The 21,836-nt window shown below is 68.7% G+C and carries 24 protein-coding genes; 10 read left to right on the top strand and 14 right to left on the bottom strand.

Annotated elements, in window-relative coordinates; translation table 11 throughout:
- Positions 1–24 precede the first annotated feature (24 nt).
- Together ACSFA5_RS28185 and ACSFA5_RS28180 are read left to right on the top strand one after the other, a co-directional pair.
- On the top strand, positions 25–1,791 hold the full coding sequence (locus tag ACSFA5_RS28185; RefSeq protein ID WP_435447348.1) for an acyl-CoA dehydrogenase family protein: 1,767 nt from the start codon (positions 25–27) through the stop codon (positions 1,789–1,791).
- A gap of 54 nt (positions 1,792–1,845) precedes the next feature.
- Positions 1,846–2,337: a MarR family winged helix-turn-helix transcriptional regulator gene (locus tag ACSFA5_RS28180; protein ID WP_435447347.1), complete on the top strand. Its 492-nt coding sequence runs from the start codon at positions 1,846–1,848 to the stop codon at positions 2,335–2,337.
- A 25-nt stretch (positions 2,338–2,362) separates the two neighbouring features.
- Here the strand turns inward: ACSFA5_RS28180 and ACSFA5_RS28175 are convergent, their stop codons facing one another.
- The gene (locus ACSFA5_RS28175; protein WP_435447346.1) at positions 2,363–3,016 is read right to left on the bottom strand and encodes a TetR/AcrR family transcriptional regulator; all 654 of its coding nucleotides are present in this window, start codon (positions 3,014–3,016) and stop codon (positions 2,363–2,365) included.
- A gap of 132 nt (positions 3,017–3,148) precedes the next feature.
- Between ACSFA5_RS28175 and ACSFA5_RS28170 the strand changes: the two genes are divergently transcribed.
- The 3 genes from ACSFA5_RS28170 (at position 3,149) to ACSFA5_RS28160 (ending at position 5,532) form a co-directional block, all read left to right on the top strand.
- Positions 3,149–3,595: a VOC family protein gene (locus tag ACSFA5_RS28170; RefSeq protein ID WP_435447345.1), complete on the top strand. Its 447-nt coding sequence runs from the start codon at positions 3,149–3,151 to the stop codon at positions 3,593–3,595.
- Between the two features lie 28 nt (positions 3,596–3,623).
- Positions 3,624–5,087, top strand: a complete 1,464-nt coding sequence (locus tag ACSFA5_RS28165) for a DHA2 family efflux MFS transporter permease subunit (protein WP_435447344.1) — start codon at positions 3,624–3,626, stop codon at positions 5,085–5,087.
- 85 nt (positions 5,088–5,172) lie between these two features.
- Positions 5,173–5,532 (top strand): DUF1428 domain-containing protein, encoded by a 360-nt coding sequence (locus tag ACSFA5_RS28160; protein WP_237676000.1) that lies wholly within the window; start codon positions 5,173–5,175, stop codon positions 5,530–5,532.
- 15 nt (positions 5,533–5,547) lie between these two features.
- On the opposite strand, the gene ACSFA5_RS28155 is transcribed toward ACSFA5_RS28160, so the two are convergent.
- Both ACSFA5_RS28155 and ACSFA5_RS28150 read right to left on the bottom strand, forming a co-directional pair.
- Positions 5,548–6,306: a sulfite exporter TauE/SafE family protein gene (locus ACSFA5_RS28155; protein ID WP_435447343.1), complete on the bottom strand. Its 759-nt coding sequence runs from the start codon at positions 6,304–6,306 to the stop codon at positions 5,548–5,550.
- A gap of 129 nt (positions 6,307–6,435) precedes the next feature.
- Complete coding sequence (locus tag ACSFA5_RS28150; protein ID WP_435447342.1) at positions 6,436–7,266, bottom strand: intradiol ring-cleavage dioxygenase; 831 nt, start codon at positions 7,264–7,266, stop codon at positions 6,436–6,438.
- A gap of 177 nt (positions 7,267–7,443) precedes the next feature.
- On the opposite strand from ACSFA5_RS28150, the gene ACSFA5_RS28145 reads away from it, so the two are divergent.
- On the top strand, positions 7,444–8,373 hold the full coding sequence (locus ACSFA5_RS28145; RefSeq protein ID WP_435447341.1) for a LysR family transcriptional regulator: 930 nt from the start codon (positions 7,444–7,446) through the stop codon (positions 8,371–8,373).
- 126 nt (positions 8,374–8,499) lie between these two features.
- On the top strand, positions 8,500–8,982 hold the full coding sequence (locus tag ACSFA5_RS28140; protein WP_435447340.1) for a DoxX family protein: 483 nt from the start codon (positions 8,500–8,502) through the stop codon (positions 8,980–8,982).
- Positions 8,983–9,005: 23 nt separating this feature from the next.
- On the opposite strand, the gene ACSFA5_RS28135 is transcribed toward ACSFA5_RS28140, so the two are convergent.
- A complete protein-coding gene (locus ACSFA5_RS28135) occupies positions 9,006–9,761 on the bottom strand; it encodes a Crp/Fnr family transcriptional regulator (protein WP_435447339.1) in 756 nt (251 codons plus the stop codon).
- Between the two features lie 56 nt (positions 9,762–9,817).
- On the opposite strand from ACSFA5_RS28135, the gene ACSFA5_RS28130 reads away from it, so the two are divergent.
- Entirely contained in the window at positions 9,818–11,479 is a 1,662-nt protein-coding gene (locus ACSFA5_RS28130; protein ID WP_435447338.1) for an adenylate/guanylate cyclase domain-containing protein, read from the top strand.
- Between the two features lie 123 nt (positions 11,480–11,602).
- Positions 11,603–11,959 carry an alpha/beta hydrolase gene (locus ACSFA5_RS28125; RefSeq protein WP_435447337.1) on the top strand — a complete coding sequence of 119 codons (357 nt, stop codon included), beginning with the start codon at positions 11,603–11,605 and terminating at the stop codon, positions 11,957–11,959.
- 24 nt (positions 11,960–11,983) lie between these two features.
- Here the strand turns inward: ACSFA5_RS28125 and ACSFA5_RS28120 are convergent, their stop codons facing one another.
- The 6 genes from ACSFA5_RS28120 to ACSFA5_RS28095 all read right to left on the bottom strand — a co-directional run bounded on the left by ACSFA5_RS28120 (position 11,984) and on the right by ACSFA5_RS28095 (position 18,153).
- Positions 11,984–13,045 carry a maleylacetate reductase gene (locus ACSFA5_RS28120; RefSeq protein WP_435447336.1) on the bottom strand — a complete coding sequence of 354 codons (1,062 nt, stop codon included), beginning with the start codon at positions 13,043–13,045 and terminating at the stop codon, positions 11,984–11,986.
- Between the two features lie 107 nt (positions 13,046–13,152).
- Positions 13,153–13,566, bottom strand: coding sequence for a DoxX family protein (locus ACSFA5_RS28115; RefSeq protein ID WP_435447335.1), 414 nt, complete (start codon positions 13,564–13,566; stop codon positions 13,153–13,155).
- Positions 13,563–14,951 (bottom strand): MFS transporter, encoded by a 1,389-nt coding sequence (locus tag ACSFA5_RS28110; protein ID WP_435447334.1) that lies wholly within the window; start codon positions 14,949–14,951, stop codon positions 13,563–13,565. Before ACSFA5_RS28110 ends, ACSFA5_RS28115 begins: the two co-directional genes overlap by 4 nt.
- Entirely contained in the window at positions 14,948–16,159 is a 1,212-nt protein-coding gene (locus tag ACSFA5_RS28105) for a 3-hydroxybenzoate 6-monooxygenase (protein ID WP_435447333.1), read from the bottom strand. The genes ACSFA5_RS28110 and ACSFA5_RS28105 overlap by 4 nt, the downstream gene beginning before the upstream one ends.
- Position 16,160: 1 nt before the next feature.
- Complete coding sequence (locus tag ACSFA5_RS28100) at positions 16,161–17,150, bottom strand: amidohydrolase family protein (RefSeq protein ID WP_435447332.1); 990 nt, start codon at positions 17,148–17,150, stop codon at positions 16,161–16,163.
- A 7-nt stretch (positions 17,151–17,157) separates the two neighbouring features.
- The gene (locus tag ACSFA5_RS28095; RefSeq protein WP_435447331.1) at positions 17,158–18,153 is read right to left on the bottom strand and encodes a Bug family tripartite tricarboxylate transporter substrate binding protein; all 996 of its coding nucleotides are present in this window, start codon (positions 18,151–18,153) and stop codon (positions 17,158–17,160) included.
- 74 nt (positions 18,154–18,227) lie between these two features.
- Here ACSFA5_RS28095 and ACSFA5_RS28090 point away from each other — a divergent pair, with 74 nt between their 5' ends.
- Positions 18,228–18,677: a MarR family winged helix-turn-helix transcriptional regulator gene (locus tag ACSFA5_RS28090; protein WP_435447330.1), complete on the top strand. Its 450-nt coding sequence runs from the start codon at positions 18,228–18,230 to the stop codon at positions 18,675–18,677.
- Positions 18,678–18,742: 65 nt separating this feature from the next.
- Here the strand turns inward: ACSFA5_RS28090 and ACSFA5_RS28085 are convergent, their stop codons facing one another.
- The 4 genes from ACSFA5_RS28085 to ACSFA5_RS28070 all read right to left on the bottom strand — a co-directional run bounded on the left by ACSFA5_RS28085 (position 18,743) and on the right by ACSFA5_RS28070 (position 21,810).
- A complete protein-coding gene (locus ACSFA5_RS28085) occupies positions 18,743–19,597 on the bottom strand; it encodes a DUF5677 domain-containing protein (RefSeq protein ID WP_435447329.1) in 855 nt (284 codons plus the stop codon).
- Between the two features lie 67 nt (positions 19,598–19,664).
- Positions 19,665–20,702 carry an RNA 3'-terminal phosphate cyclase gene (gene rtcA, locus ACSFA5_RS28080; protein WP_435447328.1) on the bottom strand — a complete coding sequence of 346 codons (1,038 nt, stop codon included), beginning with the start codon at positions 20,700–20,702 and terminating at the stop codon, positions 19,665–19,667.
- Positions 20,699–20,827, bottom strand: coding sequence for a hypothetical protein (locus ACSFA5_RS28075; RefSeq protein ID WP_435447327.1), 129 nt, complete (start codon positions 20,825–20,827; stop codon positions 20,699–20,701). The genes rtcA and ACSFA5_RS28075 overlap by 4 nt, the downstream gene beginning before the upstream one ends.
- Positions 20,824–21,810 (bottom strand): ribonuclease Z, encoded by a 987-nt coding sequence (locus ACSFA5_RS28070; RefSeq protein ID WP_435447326.1) that lies wholly within the window; start codon positions 21,808–21,810, stop codon positions 20,824–20,826. Before ACSFA5_RS28070 ends, ACSFA5_RS28075 begins: the two co-directional genes overlap by 4 nt.
- Positions 21,811–21,836 lie beyond the last annotated feature (26 nt).

The raw sequence follows: 21,836 nt of genomic DNA, 5'->3' as shown, positions 1-21,836 counted from the left end.
ACCCGTGCCGAACCCGAGCCCCCGATGGACTACCAGCCCCGCCCCGACGACATCCGTTTTTTGCTGAATGCCGTGCTCGACGCGCCCGCGCGCCTGCGTGCGCTCGCGCCCTTCGCCGAGGTCGACGAGGCGCTGCAGTCGCAGGTGCTCGAAGAGGCCGGCCGCTTCGTCGGCGAAGTGGTGGCGCCGATCAACCGCGGCGGCGATGAAATCGGCTGCCGCTTTGCCGATGGCGAAGTGATGTCGCCGCCCGGATTCTGCGAGGCCTACCGGGCCTTCGTCGACGGCGGCTGGCCCGCGCTCTCCGCCGCCACGCAAGACGGCGGCCAGGGCCTGCCGGCGGTGCTCGAAGCCGTGCTCTACGAATGGCTCGGTGCCGCGAACCACGGCTTCACGATGGCGCCCGGCCTGCTGCATGGCGCCTACGCCTGCCTCAAGCACCACGGCAGCGAAGAACTGAAAACACGCTATCTGCCAAAGATCGCAAGCGGCGAATGGCTCGCGACCATGTGCCTCACCGAGGCGCACGCGGGCAGCGACCTGGGCCAGGTGCGCACGCGCGCCACACCGCAGATGGGGCAAGCCGACGGCAGCCTGCGCGTGAATGGCGGCAAGATCTTCATCTCCGGCGGCGAGCACGACCTGACGCCCAACATCGTGCACCTCGTGCTGTGCCGCTTGCCCGATGCGCCCGCCGGCCCCAAGGGCCTGTCGCTGGTGCTCGTGCCCAAGCTGTTGCCCGACGGCGCGCGCAACGCGGTGCACTGCGAGCGCATCGAGGAGAAGATGGGCCTGCACGGCAGCCCCACCTGCACGCTGCGTTTCGACGACGCCACCGGCTGGCTGGTCGGCGAGCCCGGCCGCGGGCTGGCCGCTATGTTCGTGATGATGAACTCGGCGCGCCTGCATGTGGCGCTGCAGGGCATCGGCCTGCTCGACGCCGCCTGGCAGAAGGCCGACGCCTATGCCGCCGAACGCCGCCAGATGCGCGCGCCCGGCCCTGTGCCCGCGAGCCGCGGCAGCGAGAGCGCCGACCTCATCGCAGAGCACCCGGCCGTGCGCCGCATCCTCGACACGCAGCGCGCCTGGATCGACGGCGCGCGCACGCTGGCCTACCGCAGCGCGCTGATGCTCGACGTGGCCGCGCACGACGCCGACCCCAAGGCGCGCGAGCGCGCGCAGCGCTGGTGTTCGTTCGTCACGCCGGTGCTCAAGGCCGCGTGCACGCAGCAGGCCTTCCAGGGCGCGAGCGAATGCCTGCAGGTGTTCGGCGGGCACGGCTACGTGCGCGAGTGGGGCATCGAGCAGGTCGTGCGGGACGCGCGCGTGACAATGATCTACGAGGGCACCAACGAGATCCAGGCCATCGACCTGCTGGTGCGCAAGGTGCTGCCTGACGCCGGCGCGGGCATGTCGGGCGTGCTGCTGGAGCTGCGCGACACGCTCGACGCCTCGCGCGAGGCCGACGCCGACGTGCAGCGCCGGCTGGCGCAGCTGCGCTACCTGGGCACCACCGTGGCCATGGCCGCGCATGCCAACCCGGTGCTGCCGTATGAAGTGGCCGACGACTACCTGCGCGTGACGATGCTCACGATGATGGCGTGGGCCTGGGCGCGCATCGAGGCGGTGGCGCCGCAGGACGCCGGCAAGGCCCGCTCGGCCGCTGCCTTCCGCCGCTGGGTGCTGCCCGAGTTCGAGATGCGCCTGGGCATCGTCAAGAAGGCCTGCGAGGCGGTGGCGCTCACGCATTCGGCACAGCAGGTGGGGGAGCGCCCCGGTGTCGCGCAATAGCCGTCGGGCGGCGGGCCGGACGTCGGGGTCGATCCGCGCGGTTACGCTCGGGCCATGGCGTCTTCCCCGAAATCCGTTCCCGCAAAAGGCGAGCTGAGCATGGCCTCGCAAGGCAAGCCGGACCGGCTCGACGCGCGCATGCTCGAAACCCTGGTGGGCTACAACGCCCGCCGCGCATGGCTGATCGTCACCGACCTGTTCGCGGAGCGCATGGCGCCCTACGGCCTCAAGCAGATCGACTTTTCCGTGCTCTCGCTGCTTGCGCACAACCCGGGCGCCACGTCGCGCCAGCTGTGCAACACGCTGGACATCCTGCCGCCCAACCTCGTGAGCCTGGTGGCCACGCTGGACAGCCGAGGCCTCATCGAGCGCCGGCCGCATCCGCACGACGGGCGCGCCGTGGGCCTGCACCTCACGCCGGCCGGCGAAACCCTGATCCGCGAGGCCGAGCAGGCCGTGGTGCAGCTCGAAGCCGAAGCCAGCGCCAGGCTCAGCGCGCGCGAGCGCGAGACGCTGATCAAGCTGCTGCAGAAGATGTATCTCTAGGCCCGGCTTGCTGCGGGCCTGATGGCTAGAGCCCGCGCTCGACCATGTCGATGAGGCGCTGGCCCAGCGGCTGGATCACCTCGGCGCCCATGCCGCGCAGCGGCCCGTCGATGATGAGCAACGCCAGCCCGTGCACCGCCGACCACGCCAGGTACTCGGCGTTCGGGCGCCGTGCCGGGTCGAGCACGCCCGCATCCACGAGCCGGTCGATCGCCTTGCCCAGCAGCTGGAACGGGTCCATCCCGCTCGCGCCGGCCTTGGCCGGGCCGATGTCGCCGCGGCCTTCGTCGGAAATCACGAACGCGGTGCGAAACAGGCCCGGTTCGGCCTGCGCGAACCCCAGGTAGGCGGCGCCGATGGCGCGCACCTGCGCGCGCGCGAAGTCGGCGGGCGGCTGGTCGCAGGGCAGCGCGGCCAGTTCCTTTTCCATTGCGCCCGCCGCCGCGGCCAGGGCCGCCCCGCGCACGGCCAGCAGCAACTCGTGCCGGCTGCCGAAATGCCGGTACGCCGCGTTCGGCACCACACCCACGCGCCGCGTGGCTTCGCGCAGCACCACTGCGTCGGGGCCCCCGTCGCGCGCCAGCTCGATGCCCGCATCCAGCAAGGCCCGGCGCAGGTCACCGTGGCGGTAGGTGCTGCGGGCGGCAGGCAGGCTTTCAGGGACGTTGTTGAGCTTCATCGAAATTCCATGTGGACACTGTCCATTGTCCCTGTTAATCTTTGTGTACGGTGTACACAATGTAGTCCCATCGTTTGCAGCGCCTGACACCGGGGCGTTCAGACGCACCCTCACCCGTTCAAAGGAATTGCCATGAAAGTCCAGTCCTACCTCTCGTTCGAAGGCCGCTGCGACGAAGCGCTCGGCTTCTACAAGAAGGCGCTCGGCGCCGAGGTCGTGCAGCTGATGCGCTACAGCGAGGCACCCCCCGCCACATCGTCCCCGCCTTCGGACAACGCCGACGCCAGCTGCGGCGGCGCCATGCCCGCCGGCGACAAGGTGATGCACGCGGTGGTGCGCATCGGCGAGACCGAGCTCATGGCCTCCGACGGCCGCTGCTCGGGACAGGCCGAGTTCAAGGGCGTGATGCTCGCGCTCACCGCCGCCACCGACGCCGAGGCGCGCCAGTGGTTCGACGCACTGGCCGACGGCGGCCAGGTGCTGCAGCCGCTGATGCCCACCTTCTTCACCTCCAGCTTCGGCATGCTGAACGACCGCTTCGGCCTGGGCTGGCTGCTGGTGGTGGCGCAGCCGGGCTGACCAACCGCACGCAAGGAACCCACCCCCCATGACTGCGCAACCCGACAACCGCAAGCGCTGGCTCGCCCTGATGGTGCTGTGCCTGGGCGTCCTGATGATCGTGCTCGACACCACCATCGTGAACGTGGCGCTGCCCTCCATCCGCACCGACCTGGGCTTCAGCGAGACCTCGCTGGTGTGGGTGGTGAACGCCTACATGCTGACCTTCGGCGGCTTCCTGCTGCTGGGCGGGCGCCTGGGCGACCTCTACGGTCACCGGCGCGTGTTCCTCGCGGGCCTGGTGCTGTTCACGCTGGCTTCGCTGGCCTGCGGGGTGTCGACCTCGCAGGGCCTGCTGGTGGCGGCGCGCGCGGTGCAGGGCCTGGGCGGCGCGGTGGTGTCGGCCGTGTCGCTCTCGCTCATCATGAATCTGTTCACCGAGCCGGCCGACCGCGCCAAGGCCATGGGCGTGTACGGCTTCGTGTGCGCGGGCGGCGGCAGCATCGGCGTGCTGCTGGGCGGGCTGCTCACGAGCACGCTGAGCTGGCACTGGATCTTTCTGGTGAACCTGCCCATCGGCGTGGCGGTGTACGCGCTGTGCGTGGCGCTGCTGCCCGGCGCGCGCGGCCACGCACACGGCGAGAAACTCGACGTGGCCGGCGCGGTCACGGTCACGCTGTCGCTGATGCTCGCGGTGTACGGCGTGGTCAACGGCAACGAGGCCGGCTGGGGCTCCGCGCAGACGCTGGGCCTGCTCGGCGCGGCCGTGGTGCTGCTGGCCGCGTTCATCGCCATCGAGTCGCGCGTGCGGCATCCGCTGATGCCGCTGGGCCTGTTCCGCCTGCGCAGCGTGGCGGTGGCCAACGTGGTGGGCGTGCTGTGGGCCGCGGCCATGTTCGCGTGGTTCTTCATCTCGGCGCTGTACATGCAGCTGGTGCTGAACTACACGCCGATGCAGATCGGCCTGGCCTTCCTGCCGGCCAACGTGATCATGGCGGTGTTCTCGCTGGGCCTGTCCGCCCGCATCGTGATGCGCTTCGGCATCCGCAAGCCGCTGGCCGCGGGGCTGTGGCTCGCGGCCATCGGCCTGGCACTGTTCGCGCGTGCGCCGGTCGACGGCAGCTTCGTGCTCGACGTGCTGCCCGGCATGATGCTGCTCGGCCTGGGCGCGGGCATGGCCTTCAACCCGATGCTGCTGGCCGCCATGAGCGAGGTGAGCCCGGCGGAGTCGGGCCTGGCCTCGGGCGTGGTGAACACCGCCTTCATGATGGGCGGCGCGCTCGGCCTGGCCGTGCTGGCCAGTGCCGCGGCGGCGCGCACCGCGTCGATGGAAGCGGCCGGCGCGCAACTGCCACTGGCGCTCACCGGCGGCTACAACCTGGCGTTTCTGGTCGGCGCCGTGTTCGCGGCGGCGGCGGGCCTCATCGGGGTCTTGCTGCTTCGCTCCGCCGTGCCGGGGCCGACGCAGAACGACAACGAAAAAGCCGCGACCCGTGGCACGGCGGCATCGTGAGGCAAGCGCGATGCAAGCGCCGCTCGCGCCTCTGGTGCCGGTCTTCTTTCTTCAACGTTTCCACGCCTTGTTCAGGAGAACCACCATGGCCCGCTATGTAGACGGATTCATCGTCGCCGTTCCCACCGCCAACGTGGAGGCCTACCGCAAGCTGGCGCGCAAGGCCGGCAAGGTGTGGATGGAATACGGCGCACTCGAATACGTGGAATGCATCGCCGACGACGTGAAGCCCGGCAAGCTCACCTCGTTTCCGCAGAGCGTGAAGCAGAAGGCCGACGAGACGGTGGCCTTCTCGTGGATCACCTACAAGTCGCGCAAGCACCGCGACACGGTGAACGCCAAGGTGATGGCCGACCCGCGCATCGCGTCGATGGACCCGAAGACCATGCCATTCGATGCGAAGCGGATGATCTTCGGCGGCTTCAAGAGCATCGTCGAACTCTGAGCCGGCGCGCTGGGCTCAGGCGAAGAAGCCGTCGTAGACGAGCTTCAGGCCCGTGAGCAGCATCCCTAGATAGACGAAGCGATAGAACCACGTCGCATCGATGCGCCGCGCAATGCGGATGCCCACCCACACGCCCAGCGGCGCGAGCGGCATCAGCGCCACCGACGTGGCCAGCGTGCGCAGGTCGATCAGGCCGAGCCATGCGTAGGGAATCCACTTGCTGAGGTTCACCACGAAGAAGAAGTACGCCATGGTGGCCGTGAACACCACCGGCGTGAGCCGCAGCGGAATCACGTAGGCGTTGATCGGCGGGCCGCCCGCATGCGCGATGAAGCTGGTGAAGCCCGACACCGTGGTCAGCACCGCGCCCACGCCGCGCGAGGGCAGCGGGTCGTCGGGCTTGGGCGGGAACAGCAGGCGCTGCGCCAGGAACAGCAGCGTGAACACGCCCACGATGCCCGCCACCGTGTGCGCCGACAGCATGCGAAACAGCAGCGTGCCGATCACCGTGCCCAGCAGGCCGAACGGAATCAGGAACTTGAGCAGCGAGCGGTCGAAGTCGCGCCGGAACGCCGCCAGGCCCAGCACGTCCATCAGCAGCAACAGCGGCATCAGGATGGCGGCGGCCTGCGGCACGGTGACGGCCAGCGCCATCATCGGCACCGCGAGCGAACCGAAGCCGGCGCCGAAGCCGCTCTTGCTGATGCCGAGCAGCAGCACGGCGGGAATGGCGACCGCGTAGAAATGCGGGTCGGTGATCAGGGGAAAGGCCATGGGAAAACGCAGCGCAAAAAAAAGCCCACCGGGTCGGTGGGCGGGGCAAGCGTAGCAGGATGAGGCCGCGCCCGCTGGCCGGACGGCGAGCGCCTCTCTTGCAAGGGACGCCGGTGGCGCTCGGGCCGGCTACTTCAACGGGTTCAGCACAAAGTCGAAATCGAGCCGCCAGCGGCCGTCGGCCTGCTGCGTCCACGGCGCCACCAGCGACTGGCGCACCGCGAACACCGCGTCGGAGTCGAGCCATTGGTCGCCCTCGCGAAACACATGGGTGATGAGCGGCTCGTAGCCCGGCGCCTCGATCTTGAAATGCAGGTGCGCGGGCCGCCACGGGTGGCGTTCGGTCGCGCGCAGCAGGTCGCCCACGGGGCCGTCGACCGGAATGGGGTAGGCCTCGGCCAGCACGCTGCGAAAGTGCAGCGAGCCGTCGGGCGCGGTGCGCAGGCGGCCGCGGTTCTCGGAGTGGTCCAGCCCTTCGTGCTGAACGTCGTAGTGGCCGCCCTCGTCGGCCTGCCACACGTCGACCACCGCGCCGGCCACCGGCTCGCCGCCCAGGCCGCGCACCGTGGCATGCACGTCGCACGGGGCGCCGGCGGCGCCGTTGGCCACGTCGGCGCCTTGCGCGTACTCGGGGGCGCCCTCGAAGTAGAAGGGGCCGAACACGGTGGCCTCGGTGCAGCCGGCGGGCTTGTCGTTGTTCATGGCGATGGTGAGCATCGACAGGCCCAGCACGTCCGACAGCAGGATGAACTCCTGGCGCTTGTCGTCGCACTTCTGGCCGGTGGCCGTGAGGTACTGGATGCCCTGGAACCACTCGGCCTCGGTGAGCTTCACCTCGCGCGCGAAGGCGTGCAGATGCTGCACGAGGCTGGTCATGATCTCGTGCAGGCGCGGACTGGGCGTGTCGGCGAAGCGCGCGAGCACGGCCTGCGTGATGTTGTCCTGATTGAGGTTGCGCATCGTGGTTGTCTCCATGGATCTCGGGGGTACGGCGCACTGTAGGCCCCGGCCGTATCCCCTGGAAGCACCCGGGGCGCAAATGATTTTTCCGCCCAGCGGAACGGTCGACCCCGGCACTGCGCCAAAATCCCCCGGCCCGACAAAAGACAAGGCCGAAAAGCCCGGAGACACACGCCCATGGACCGCTGGACCGAGATCGCCCTGCTCGTGCAGATCGCCGACGCCGGCAGCCTGAGCCGCGCGGCCGAGGCGCTGGGCCTGTCGAACGCCGCGGCGAGCCGCCACCTGAGCGCTCTCGAAGCCCGGCTGGGCGCGCGGCTGGTGGAGCGCAACACGCGCCGCCTGTACCTGACCGACACCGGGCGCGAGTTCTGCGGCCGCGCCCGCACCATCCTGGCCGACCTGTCGGACGCCGAATCGACGGTGAACGCCACCGCGCTGAACCCGACCGGGGTGCTGCGCATCACCGCATCGCTGTCTTTCTCGGTCCACCACATCGCGCCGCTGCTGCGCGAGTACACGCAGCGCTATCCGGGCGTGACGGTGCACGTGGAGGCGGCCAACCGCTACTTCGACCTGATCGACAACAACATCGACGTGGCGATCCGCACGCGCGAGTACGAGCCCGACTCGAACGTGACGATCCGCCGGCTGGGCGAGACGCGGCGCATTCTGGCGGCGTCGCCGCGCTACTTCGCGCAGCACGGCTTTCCGAAGACGCTGGACGAGCTCGCGCAGCACAAGCTGCTGATCTACACCCACGCCAACAACCCGAACGAGCTGCGCTTCAGCCGCGCGGGCCAGACCCGCACGGTGTCGGTCACCGGGCTGCTGGAGTCGAACGACGGCCAGGTGCTGCGCGCCGCCGCGCTCGACGGCATGGGCATCCTGGTGCAGCCGACCTACATCGTCTACGACGACATCGTGGCCGGCCGGCTGGTGCCCACGCTGGACGACTGGGACCTGCCGCACCTGGCCATCAACCTGGCGTACCCCAGCCGCAAGCACCTGTCGGCCAAGGTGCGCAGCTTCATCGACTTCATGGCGGCGCATTTCGCAAAGATGGACTACGAGCGCAAGTGGAGCGGCCACTTCGGCGGCCACTGACCGCGCCAGGCGGTCTTTGCGCCCAAACATGTGCGTAAACGCACATCCGGCATTCGGGCCGTTGCGCACACTGGAACCGCAACCGCCGCATTCCGTGGCGGACCCTTCCCGTTTCAAGGATCTGCCATGACCACCCAGGCTGCTGCCGCCAACACCCCGCGTGCGCCGACCGCGTTGCCGCTGTCGTCCCTTTCCCCGGCGCACACCGCGAACGCCGACGACGCCGGCAAGCTGCTGATTCGCGTCGCAGTCGGCTTGCTGGTGCTGCTGCACGGCATCTTCAAGCTGTCGGCCGGCGTGGGCTTCATCGGCGGCATGCTGGCCAAGGCCGGGCTGCCGGGCGGGCTGGCCTACCTGGTGTACGTGGGCGAAATCGTCGCGCCGCTGCTCATGATTGCCGGCGTCTTCACCCGCGCCGCCGCTGCCGTGGTGGTCGTCAACATGCTGGTGGCCTTCGGCCTGGTGCACATGGCCGACCTGTTCGCGCTGGGCAAGCAAGGCGGCTGGGCGCTCGAACTGCAGGGCCTGTACCTGTTCGGCGCGCTGACCGTGGTGCTGCTGGGCGCGGGGCGCTTCAGCGTCGGCGGACGCAACGGCCGCTACAACTGAGTTGCCACTGAGCGCCTTGCGGCTCAGCCGGCGTCGCCCCTGACCTGGGACACCATCAGTTCCAGGCGGGCCACGTCGGCCACCAGCAGGGCCTTGTCGTCCTTGCGCAGCACGCCGCTGCGCACCAGCACGTTGAGCTCGCGGGTCACCTGCTCGCGGTTGGTGCTGATCTGGCTGGCCAGCGCCGCGTGCCTGGGCGCCGGGTCGAGCCGGGCCTGGTTGCCGTCCTCGCCATGCGCGCCCGCGGCACGGGCCAGGCGCAGCAGTTCGGCATGCAGCCGGTTCTGCACGCCCAGGGTGCTCAGGTCGATCACCCGTTCCGACAGCTGGCGCACCAGCGAGGCCAGCCGCTGCATCACGCGCTCGGCCACCAGCGGCTCGTCGCGCAGCAACGCCATGAAGGCGGTGCGGTCCAGGCTGGCCACCACGCTGGGCTCCAGCGTGACCACGTCGGCGGAACGCGGTCCGCCGTCGATGGCGGCGATGTCGCCGAAATACTCGCCGGCCTCGGAGTCGCGAAAGGTCACCTGCCGGCCGTTGGCCGAGTAGGTCGTCACCCGCACCCGGCCCGAGACCAGCAGGAACACCTCGCCCTGCTGCTCGGCGCGCAGCAGCAAGGGCTTGCCCGCCTCCACGCTGTGCCACAGGCATTGCTGGGCCAGCAGGTCCAGGCGTTGGTCGGGCAGGCCTTGGAGCAGCGCGACATGGCGCAGCGCGAGGCTGGAGCGAACAGACGCGGAAGAAGAAGAGAAAGAAGAGGGGGGTTCGGGTTTGGCCATGCCAGGGGTCGGTGAGGGCGCGCGCATTATGCTCGGGTGCCGTTTCGAACCCGTTCATGGACAGACGTTCCCGCCCCACCCCTTTTTCACTGAGACCGCCCACGCGGCGCAATCTCCGCTGGGTGAGCGGCCTGGTGCTGATGGCCTACATCACGTTCCATCTGCTGAACCATTCGCTGGGCATCTATTCGTTCACGGCGGCCGAGACCGTGCTGCGCGGCGTGCAGACGTTCTGGCACAGCCTGCCCGGCACCGCGCTGCTGTACGGCGCGGCCGCCACGCACCTGGCGCTGGCCGTCGTCGCGCTGTGGGAGCGCCGCACGCTGCGCATGCCGCCGCTCGAAGGCCTGCGCGTGCTGCTGGGCTTTGCGCTGCCGCTGCTGCTGGCCACGCACCTCACGGCCATGCGCGGCGCCTACCTGGCCTACGGCATCGAGGGCTCCTATGTGCGCGTGGTCTGGGGCCTGTGGGACTGGCGGGGCGCCGCCGCGCAGCTCGGCATGATGCTCGCGGCCTGGGCGCACGGCTGCCTGGGCCTGCACTTCGCGCTGCGGGCGCAACCGGCCTACCGGCGCTTCTCGCACCTGCTGCTGGCCGTGGCGGTGGTGCTGCCGGTGACGGCGGCGATGGGCTTCGTGTCGATGGGGCGCGAGTTCCAGTGGACCGGCGTGCCGCAGGCGGTACTGCCGACGCCCGAGCAGGGCCAGGCGCTGAACGCGGCTGAAAGCGACATCAAGTGGCTCTACGGCCTGGCGCTGCTCGCCCTGCTGGCGGCGCGCTGGGGACGCAACGGCTTCGCGCGCTGGACACGCCAGCCTTCGGTCGTGCTGCGCTACCCCGGCCGCACGGTGCAGGTGCCGCGCGGCTGGAGCGTGCTGGAGGCGAGCCGCTCGCACGGCATAGCGCATGTGTCGATCTGCGGCGGGCGGGCGCGCTGCTCCACTTGCCGCGTGCGCGTGGCGGGCGCGGCCGAGCACATCGGGGAGCCAGGCCGCGACGAACAGCGCACGCTGGAACGGGTGCGCGCGCCGAACGATGTGCGCCTGGCCTGCCAGCTGCGCCCGCGCGGCGACATCGAGGTGACGCCGCTGTTCGCGCCGCTGCCCAACGAGGGCCGGCCCGCGCCGGTGGGCAACTTCGGGCGCGAGCGCGACGTGGCTGTGCTGTTCGTCGACCTGCGGCGCTGGTCGGGCCTGTCGGAGCGGCAGTGGCCCTTCGACCTGGCCTATGTGCTCGACCGCTACTTCGCCACCGTGGGCGCCGCCGTGCGCGAGAGCGGCGGCGTGCCCAACCAGTTCATCGGCGACAGCGTGATGGCCATCTTCGGGCTCGAGGGCGACCTCCCCACGGCCTGCCGGCAGGCGCTGCGCGCGACCGAACTCATCGGCGAGCGCATGGACGCATGGAGCGAAGGCTTCGAAGCGCAGTTCGGCCAGCGGCTGGAGTTCGGCATGGGCCTGCACGCGGGGCGCGCGGCGGTGGGCGAAGTGGGCTACCTGGAAACCACCACCTTCACCGCCATCGGCGAAGTGGTGAACACCGCGAGCCGGCTGCAGGACCATTCGAAGACGGCCGCATCGCGGCTCGTGGTGTCGCTGTTCGCGGCCGAGCAGGCGGGCGTGGCCGGGGCCATGGGCCCGCCCGAGATGCTCGCCGTGCGCGGCCGCTCCGAACCGCTGGCGGTGCTGTACGCACCGCACGCGACAGTCCCCGGGTAGTCCCGGGACTTTGCCGAAAGCGGTGCGCAAACGCACATCGCCAACCACGATGCGGTTTCACACTGCATACCGTGGCAACGACGAATGTCCGCCGCCCACAGAGACAACCAAGGGACTCTCACCATGAACACCAGGCAACTCATCGCCATCTCCGCCGCCGCCCTCGCCCTGCTGGGTGCCGCCGGCGCACACGCCGAGACCTACGAAGGCGTGCACGCCGTCACGTCGTACGCCAGCCGTGCCGACGTGCAGGCCGAAGCCGTGGCCGCCGCACGCACCGGCAACCCCTATTCGGACAGCGCCGCCGAAGGCACCGTGGCCGTCAACTCCACGCTCGATCGCAACGCCGTGCGCGAACAGGCTGTTGCCGCCGCCCACAACCCGCTGCAAAGCCTGGACCGCCGCGCGTTCTACCGCGACCAGGTGCCGTCGGCCTACAGCAAGCCGACGGTGTCTTTCACGCGCCAGGCCGGCCTGTAAAACGCCCCGCGGCCCTGCCACGCATCAGGGCCGCACACCCTCCCAGGCGTTCTGCAGCAAGGCACGGATCGCATCGCGCTCCAGCGGGCGCGGGTTGGGGTACTGGTTCTGCAGCGCATGCGCGCAGGCCAGGTCGAGATCGGACTCCTTCATGCCGATATCGCGCAGCGCGACCGGCGCGCCGTTGTCGCGCGCCAGGTCGTACACGGCCTGTGCGGCGCTGATTCCGCCCAACGCCTTGACGATGCGCGCCATGGCCTGCGGCGCCGCCTCGGCGTTGTAGGCCAGCGCATGCGGCAGCACGATGGTGTGCGTCTCGGCATGCGGCAGGTTGAAGCTGCCGCCCAGCGTGTGGCACAGCTTGTGGTGCAGCGCCATGCCGACGTTGCCCAGCACGGTGCCGCACAGCCAGGCGCCGTAGAGCGCGTCGCCGCGCGCGCCCAGGTCCTGGGGCGTGGCGCGGATGGCGGGCAGCGCGCGGCCCAGCGCGGCAATGCCTTCCTGCGCCATCAGGTCCATGATCGGGTTCGAATCGACCGCGTAGAGCCCTTCGGCCGCGTGCGCGATGGCGTTGATGCCGCTGGTCACGCTCATGCCCACGGGCAGCGTCAACGACAGCTCGGGGTCGTAGATGACGGTGCGCGGCAGCACCTTGAAATCTTTTCCCGTCTTCTTCATGCCGGCCTCGGTGATGCCGTAGATCGGCGTCATTTCCGAGCCCGCGTAGGTGGTCGGAATGGCCAGGATCGGCAGGCCCGAGTCGAGCGCAATGGCCTTGCCCAGCCCCGTGGTCGAGCCGCCGCCGATGGCCACCGCGCAGTCGGCGCCCAGGCGCTGCGCCGCCGCGCGGGCTTCACGCGCGGTCTCGATGGGCACGTGCATCACCGCGCGGTCGAACACGCCGGCCGCGTGCGCGCCCAGCATGTCGGCGATGCGCTCGGCCTGCGGCCGTTGCTCGGGCGTGGACAGCACCAGGGCACGCCGCGCGCCCAGCGCATCGATCTCGCGCGCCAGGTGCTGCAGCGACCCGGCACCGAACACCACCCGCTGGGCAACGCTGTTGTAGATGAAGGGCTGTAGAGGCATGGTGCTGGCTTTCTTCGGACGCGATCGTGCGGCCACGCGAGTGTTCCACTGGCGCCGGACCCGGTTCAACCCCACGGGCGGAAAGGAGTTTTCCGCCCAGTTGCGGCTCAAGTGGCCGAGTCGGCCTTGCGCTCGCCCATGCCGGCCTGGGCCATGAGGAGCAGAAAGCCGCCGACCATCGCCACGTTCTTCAGGAAGTTGTTGAGCTGGCCGGCGAACTGCGCCGCATCGGCGGCCCAGAACGCATGCGCGGTGAAGGCAGTGGCCAGCGTGAACAGCGCCAGCGCGCCCGCCACCCATTGCACGCGCCAGCCGGCGACCAGCAGCAGCCCGCCGCCCACTTCGAGTGCGATGGTCAGCGGCAGCACCACCTCGGCCATCGGAATGCCCAGCTTGGCGAAGTAGCCGAGAGTGGCGCCGTAGGTCAGGAGCTTGCGCACGCCGGCCACGAGAAAGATCACCGCCATCAGCACGCGGGCCGCCAGGATCCAGTGGCGCGAAGGGTTCGTCGTTGCCGTCATGCCGTTTCTCCCTGGCGCACCGCAGCGCCGTTGAATTTCAATCGCCCCATGCACAGCACCATCACGCACGACAGCAACGCCGGCACGGCCGCCGCGATGAAGAGCGCACCGGTCGTCCAGTGCAGCCCGATGAGCCAGCCCGCCAGCACCGGCCCCACGATGGACCCCGCACGGCCGATGCCCAGGCTCCAGCCCATGCCGGTGGCGCGCACCGTGGTCGGGTACACGCTCGACGCCAGCGCGATGAGCGCGGGCTGCGCGCCCACCACGCAGAAGCCGCTCACCGTCACCACCGCGAGCAGCAGCGCCAGCGGCATTGCCGGCTGGCCGATGACCGCGATGGTCACCACCGCCACCGCAAAGACGGGCACCAGCACGCGGTAGAAGCCGATGCGGTCGATCAGCGGCCCCATCGCCACCGTGCCCACCACGCCGCCCACCTGCAGCAGCGTGCCGACCAGCACTGCCGTGCCGCCGCTGTAGCCGGCACTGGTCGCGATGGTGGGCAGCCAGTTCGCCAGGAAGAACAGGTTGAGCAGGTTCATGAAGTTGATGCCCCACAGCAGCAGCGTGGCGGGCCCGCGCCCTGCGCGGAACAGCTCGGCCACCGGCGCGCCGTCCTGCCGGGCCTCGTGCACCACGAAGCGGGTGTCGGGGCCGATGCGCTGCTCTGGCGCGATGCGGGCGAGCCAGCCGTGCACGCGGTCGAGCTTGCGCCCGCGCAGCACCAGGAACTGCATCGACTCGGGCATGTAGCGCCACATGAGCGCGGCGATCGCCAGCGGCACGATGCCGCCGAACACGAACACCGCCTGCCAGCCGCCCATTGGAATGAGAACGGCCGACACCAGACCGCCCAACACCGCGCCGCCCGTGAAGCCGCACGACACCCACATCATCAGCGTGACGCGCCGGCGCTGCGGGCTGTACTCGCTGGCCAGCGCACTGGCGTTGGCCATGATGCCGCCCAGGCCGATGCCGGTGATGAAGCGCATCACGAGCAGCTCGTCGAGCGTGTGCACGAGGGTGGTCGCCAGCATGCACAGCGCGAAGAACACCGTGGCACCCAGCAGCACGGGCCGACGTCCGATGCGGTCGGCCCAGGTGCTCAGCACCAGCGAGCCGACCAGCATGCCGAACAGGCCGGCGCCGAACACCGGGCCGAGCACGGCCTTGTCGATGCCCCAGGCCTTGACGATGGCGGGCGCGACGAAGCCCATGGCCTGCACGTCAAAGCCGTCCATGACGACCGCGCAGCCGACCAGCAGCAGGATCCATTTCTGGAAACTGCTCACGGGGTGGCTGTCGATCAGCGCGGGAATGTCGATGGCCGCGGCGGCGGTGCCGCCACCGCTGGCGTCGAGAGATTGCGGCAGGATCTTCACGCGACGGCCTCGTCGAGGCAGTTGGCGGCCGTCCAGCCGTAGAGCCATTCGAGCGCGTCGTAGAAGCGCTCTTGCGGCCGGCCCTGCCACATGCTGTTGCGCACCAGCCGCTCCGCGCCCTTGGCGTGGTAGATGCGCCCCATCTCACGCGCCGACAGCACCACGCGCGCCGTGCGTGCGACACGCGAGCGCTCGTACAGCGAGAGTGCGCGGGGCCAGTCGCCCTTTTCTCGGCGCAATGCGAGGCCCAGCGTCACTGCGTCTTCGCAGGCCGTGCAGGCGCCTTGCGCCAGGTACTGCACCATCGGATGCGCGGCGTCGCCCAGCAGCGTGGCGCGGCCGAAGGTCCATTGTTCGATGGGGTTGCGGTCGGCCGTGGAATAGCGCTTCCATGCCTTCGGAATGCGCAGCAGTTGCCGCACCTGCTCGCAGGTGGTGCCGAAGTAGCGCTGCACTTCGGCCGGGTCGCCGTCCATCGAGCCCCATTCCTCGGGCTGGTCGCTGTGGAAGGTGACGGCGATGTTGAACTTGTCGCCGCCCTTCAGCGGGTAGTGCACCAGGTGGCAGTTGGGGCCGACCCAGATGCAGGGCGCGGTGAAGCGCAGCGCCTCGGGAAACTCCGCCGTGTCGACCACCGCGCGGAACACCACATGGCCCGACACGCGAATGCTGTCGCCCACGTACTGCTGCCGCACCGCCGAGCGCACGCCGTCGCAGCCGATCACGGCCTGGCCTTGGTGCCGGCCGCCCTGCGCGTCGATGAGCGTCACGCCGCGGTCGTTTTGCTCGATGTGCACCACCTTGGTCGACGTGAGGAACTCGATGCCGTCGGTCGTGGCCTTCACGCCTTCGAGCAGCGCGCCGTGGATGTCGGCGCGGTGGATCACCGCGTAGGGGTTGCCGAAGCGCTCGCGGAACGCGCCCGACAGCGAGATGCTCGCCACGCGCTTCGCGTCGATGGCGTCGAACATCACCATCTCTTCGGTGTACACAGCCTTGGCGCGCAGGTGCTCACCCACGCCCAGCGCGTCGCAGGCCGCGAAGGCGTTGGGGCTCAGCTGGATGCCCGCGCCGATCTCGCCGATGTGCCCGGCCTGCTCGATCACCTTCACGCGGTAGCCCTCGCGCACCAGGGCCAGCGCGGCGGCCAGGCCGCCGATGCCGCCGCCGGCCACGAGCACGGGGCGGGTGTCTTTCACTGCGCTCATGTCACTTCAATCCGAAGAGCTTGCGGGCGTTGTCGCGGCCGATCTTCTGGCGGTCGTTCTCGCTGATCTCGCAGCTGTCGAACCAGCGGGCCGCGTCCTCGTGCTTCTCGAACGGGTAGTCGACCGAATACATGATGCGGTCCGCGCCCACCTCGAGCATGGTCGACAGCAGCGTCGGCGTGCGGAAGTTGCCGCTGGTGGTGATGTGCACGTTGCTGCGCAGGTACTCGCCGATTTCCTTGTCGCAGGGCATGCCGCGGCGGCCCTTGCGCAGGATGTGGTCCACGCGCCAGATGTTGAACGGAAGGCCCTCGCCGAAGTGGCCGAGGATCATCTGCAGATCGGGGTGGCGGTCGAACATGCCGCTGGACATCAGGCGCAGCGCGTGGATGCTGGTCTCCACCGCAAAGGCCCAGGTCGGCCCGGTGAGCCAGTGCGCGCCGTCGTAGATGGGCTCGCGGCTCGGCAGCGGGTCGCGCGGGTGCATGTAGAAAGGCTTCTTCAGCGCGGCGGCCGTCTTCCAGAAGTCGTTGAAGCGCGCATCGTCGTAATAGACGACGGTGTGCGCGTCGCCCACCTGCGAGAAGCCGTTGAACAGGAAGCCATGAAAGCCCAGTTGCGTCACGCAGCGTTCCAGCTCGCGCGCGGCGGCCTCGGGGTCTTGCATGGGCAGCGCGGCAAAACCGCCGAAGCGCGTGGGGTGGCGCCTGACCTGCTCGGCCAGCACGTCGTTGGCACGTTGCGCCACCTCGATGGCGCGCTTGGCCTCGGGAATGCCCTGCACGGCCGGCGAGTTGAGCGAGAGGATCGACAGCTCGGTGCCCCACTCGTCCATCTTCTCCAGGCGCTGCTGCTCGAAGTCGAGCAGGTTGCTCTTCAGGCCCTGCCACACCTCGGGGCGAGCATAGACCTGCGAGTCGGCAATGGTCAGGTCGATGGCGAAATGCTCTTCGAGCGCGATCTTGTTCTTCATGGGTGTCATATGGGACATGGGGTTGTCACTCCGGTTTGATGTTCAGCTTGTCCAGCACGTCCTGCCAGGTCTTGCGGTCGTCGGCGATGTAGCGCGCCAGCTGTTCGGGGGTGCCGGGGCGCGGGTAGGTGCCGAGCTCGCGCGACTTGGCCACCACGTCGGGCAGCAGCAGCGCCTCGTTCATGTCCTTGTTGAGCTTCGCAAGCACGACCGGGTCGACGCCCTTCTTCGCGATCACCGCGAACCAGCCGTGCGCCACCGCGCCGGGCACCGTCTTGCTGGCGAGCGGGAACAGCTCCAGCCCGGCCTCCACGCGGTCGCCCATGCTCGCGAGCACGCGCATGCGCCCGCCCTGCACGTTGCCGGCGACCACGTTGTAGGTCTCGACCATCATCTGCGTCTGTCCGCCGAGCGTGGCCTGCATGGCCTGCGCGCCGCCGGGGTAGTGCACCTCGAGAAACTGCGCGCCCGACTGCAGGCCGAGCAATGCCGAAGCCAGGTGCGGCGCGGTGCCACGGCCGTTGTCGGCCACCTCGACGCCCTGCGGCTTGGCACGTGCGGCGGCGATGAAGTCGGCCAGCGTCTTGTAGGGCGAGTTGGCCGGCACCGCGAGCATGAAGGGCGCCACGGCCGCGAGCGTGACCGGCACGAAGTCGCGGTTGAAGTCGTAGGTCACGCCCTTGATGGTGCTGGGCGCCACCGAGATCGCCGAGCCCTGCACGAAGCCGAAGGTGTAGCCGTCGCTTTGCGCCGCCAGGATCGCGTTCATGCCGATCACGCCGCTGCCGCCGGGCTTGTTGTCGACGATCACGCCCTGCCCCCACTTCTCGCCGAGCTTGGCACCCACATGGCGGATCAGCACGTCGGGCGCCGAGCCCGCGGGGAACGGCACCACGAAGCGCACCGCCTGCGTGGGCCATCTGGCGGCTGCGCCCTGGGCATGCACCGGTGGCACCGACGCGATGAAAGACAGCGCGAGGGCCCATGCAACGGCGCCTCTTGGTGAAGGCTTCAGGCTCATGATCGTCTCCGTATTTGCTTGATTATTCAAGTAATTGCGGCGGACTATATACTTGATTGTTCAAGCATGTCTAGATGAAAACCCTGCCCCAAGATCACGACCTCGAGAAGGCGATTCCCTTCCTTCTGGCCCGCGCCGGCGCCCGCATGGGCAACGCCTTCGCGAAGGCGCTGAAGCCCTACGGACTGGCCCTGAGCGAATGGCGCGTGTGCGCGGCACTGCAGCACACGCCGCGGCAAACGCTGTCGGAGCTGGCCACGCATGCGTCGACCGACCTGTCGGCGCTGTCGCGCATCGTCGACCGGCTGGCGACGCATGAACTGGTGGCGCGCGAGAAGTGCGACACCGACAAGCGCGCGGTGCGCATCGCGCTCACCGAACGCGGGCTGGCCCTGACGCTGGAGCTGATTCCGCTCGCGCAGCACTACGAGGCCGTGGCGACCTCGGACTTCAGCGCGGCGGAGGTGAAGACCTTGCGCGCGATGCTGTTGCGGCTGTATGCGAACGCGACGCCGCTTGCCTGAGCGAGCGGGTGAGCACTATTCGGCACGCCTTCCACGGGAAAAAACTCTGCTTGTTGCTCATCAGTTCAGGTCGACGAGCTCGCTTCATACATGTGCTTTTGAGACATGGCGAACTCCTGGTGATATTTATTGCTCTCCTGATGGAGAGCATCAAGTGCTTCATCCAAGGATCTCTCTTTTCTATTTCCGCCGGTTGCGTGTTCCATCGCACGCCAGCATAGAAAAAATAGAGAAGTCTGAGCGACTGCAAGGCGGGCGAAGTGAGCTCGTTCTTGCAACAGCTTCGCTCCTGGATCGCGAGTCGCCCTGTCGTACATGAGATCCATGGCAGTCTGATCTGCGTGGATGAGGTGACTACTAAGCCCGTAACTATGCAAAAGTGAGCCATAGCCAGTGAGATCCAGTGTCGGCTCATCGACTTTCTCGAGTACTCGAACGATCTCAGAAAAAGACCACTTCTGCTTCAACGCTTGCCGTTTCGTTTTGGGCCATCGAGAGCGAAGTTCCGCTTCCCTGACTGGGTCTAGGACCACGCCGCCAATGAGCATGGCTGATTCAGCATCATGCAAGTTCTTGACGGCTGACCTTGCCTTCTCAGAACGCTGGATGTCCTCGATTTCGCTCAAAAGCACTTGGTACTCAATGATTCTTTGGGACCGCTCTGACGGCTCCGCAACGCTTACGAAAAGAAAGCGAGTGACGCACTCAAGAGCGGAGCGCATCAATATGTCGCAGTCCCAAAGTTTCCATTCTTGAAGCAGAAGGTTCACCGATTGGCATCTGGAAGAGTAGTACTGCATGAGTCGCCCAGAGAAGCGTGCGTACTCGGGATCGGTTTCTCGGCAGCCTTCGATGGCTTCGGCAAGGACATCTCGAATTCTCGAATAGACAGAAACAGATGAGTGAACAAGATGAAGCATGCGGGAAACCCTATTTCTATTTATGCTCATTCCGGGCGTTACTCAATGGAGAGCCACGCTGATTGCATCAGGCTGGAGAGACCTGCACGGTCGAACCTGTGTTGCTTTCGGCGATGTCGAAGCGCACCGGCAGAAAGCGCTCGATCACCGCGCAATTGGTGCGCGTGTGCTCGGTCACCTCGCTGCAGGTGAAGGCGCAGGCCTTCTTTCCCTGCCATGCAGCGAGCGCCAGCAACAGCGCCAGCTGGTCCGCCAGGTGCGGACCGACCGCCGCCTCGCTCTTCTGGAATTCACGCACCTTCTTCACCAGCCCGTGCGCCACCTGCTCGGCGCTCAGCGACTTCTCGCCGAAGGCCGTGAACACCTCGGTGACGTGCTCACAGGCCAGCGTGGCCAGCAGCGCGTTGCCCGGGCCCTCGTTCTGGCGCACCGCGCCCAGACGCAGTTGCTCGCCGGACCAGCCCATCGCATCACCGAGCGTGTGCAGCTCGCGCGTCGATACGTGGCGCGGCAGTCCGGGTGCCAGGCACTCCGCGTAGCCCGTCTGGTGCGCGCCGCGCGCCATCAGGTCGAAAGGCTGCAGCGCGCCGGCCGCCGGCACGATGACCGCCTCGACCTCGCCGCCACCGGCCGGGTAGAAGCCGCAGCGCCGCAGCGTGAGCTGCAGGTCGGCACCCAGGCGGCGCACCAGCGGCGCGAAGGCGCGCTCCAGGAAGTGGAACGGCGGCGCCATCGGGTTGTGCGTGCCGCCGCTGAGGTGCACCGTGCTTTGCGCACCGGCCAGCAGCAGTGGCGGCAGCACCGTCTGCAGCACCAGCATGCAGCTGCCCGCACCGGCAATCGCAAAGCGGTAGTCGCCCGCGCGCACCGGGCCGGGCACGAAGCGCAGCGACTGCGAGCCCAGCTCGGCCCCGTCGACCTGCGCACCACTGATGGCCGCGGCGGCGTTCACGCACGCAAGGTGCTGGCGCATGAGGCCGGGCTTGGCGCGGCCCGCGCGGATCTTGTCGATGGCCAGCGGCTGGCCCGTGGCCACCGACAGCGCAAGGCCGGTGCGCAGGATCTGTCCGCCGCCCTCGCCTTGCGAACCGTCGAGCTCGATCATGCGCGGCCTCCTTCGCCTGCAACCGTTGCCATTGCCACCGCCGTGGCCCCCGCCGTTGCCGCATCGAAGCGCAGCACGGTCTCGCAAAGGAATGCATCCAGTCCCGAGCCGTCGTTGTCGTTCATCGGTCTTCTCCCATCTTCATTTTTTCTTCTCGCGCACGCGTCACGGTCAACGTGCCGGCGCTGTCGAGCGCAAATACATCCAGGTCGTCGGCCAGAAACGCATGGCCGCCGTAGTGCGCCTGCGTCTCGGCCATCAGCGCCGCCATGCCTTCTTCGTTCTGGTGCCGCGCGCTGAAATGCGTGAGCACCAGATTCGGCACGCCGGCGGCCTGCGCGGCTTCGGCCAGCAGGCGCGCGGAACTGTGCATCGGACCGGGTCCGACCTTGTCGAGCACCTCGTGCGTGTAGGTGGCCTCGTGCACCAGCAGCTGCGCGCCCTGGCAGGCGTCGTGCAGCAGCGCAGGCGCGGCGTTGTCGCCGCCCAGCACGGCCGCTGCGATGGCGATCTGCGTGTCCGCGAAGTCGGCGCTGCGCAGCACTTTGCCGTCGAACGGCACGTCCTCGCCGGTCTGCAGCGCGCGCCATGCGGGGCCGGGCGGCAGGCCGGTGGCCCTGAGCGCATCGGCCATCAGCCGGGCGCGGCGGGTCTGCACCTGCACGCGGTAGGCGTGGCTGGGCACGCGGTGGCGCAGCACATGCCGCTCGATGCGCACGCCGGGCGCCTCGTACACCAGCGCCTGGTCTTCGACGTCCACATGCTCGACCTCGTAAGGCAGGTGCAGGTCGGTCAGCGCGCGCGTGGCTTGGAACCATTGCCACACCGGCAGCGGCGCAATCAGTTTCAGCGGCTTGGTGCGCTTGCCCATGCCCGCGCTCGCGAGCAGGCCCGGCAGGCCATAGCAATGGTCGCCGTGCACATGCGTGATGCAGACGGCGGCCATGTCGTGCAGGGACAGCGGCGTTTGCAGCAGCCGGTGCTGCGTGCCTTCGCCGCAGTCGACAAGAAACCAGTCGGCGTTCAGCACGGTCTGCACGGCAAGGCCGGAGACGTTGCGGTGGCGCGTGGGGGTGCCTGCGGAGGTTCCCAGAAAAGTCAGTTTCATCATCACTTCAATCACTCCCTGCGCAT

The organism is Variovorax monticola (assembly GCF_051216855.1).
Classification (GTDB): Bacteria; Pseudomonadota; Gammaproteobacteria; order Burkholderiales; family Burkholderiaceae_C; genus Variovorax.
Note: the sequence above shows the minus strand (reverse complement) of the source record. Positions and strands in the feature narration are given on the sequence as shown.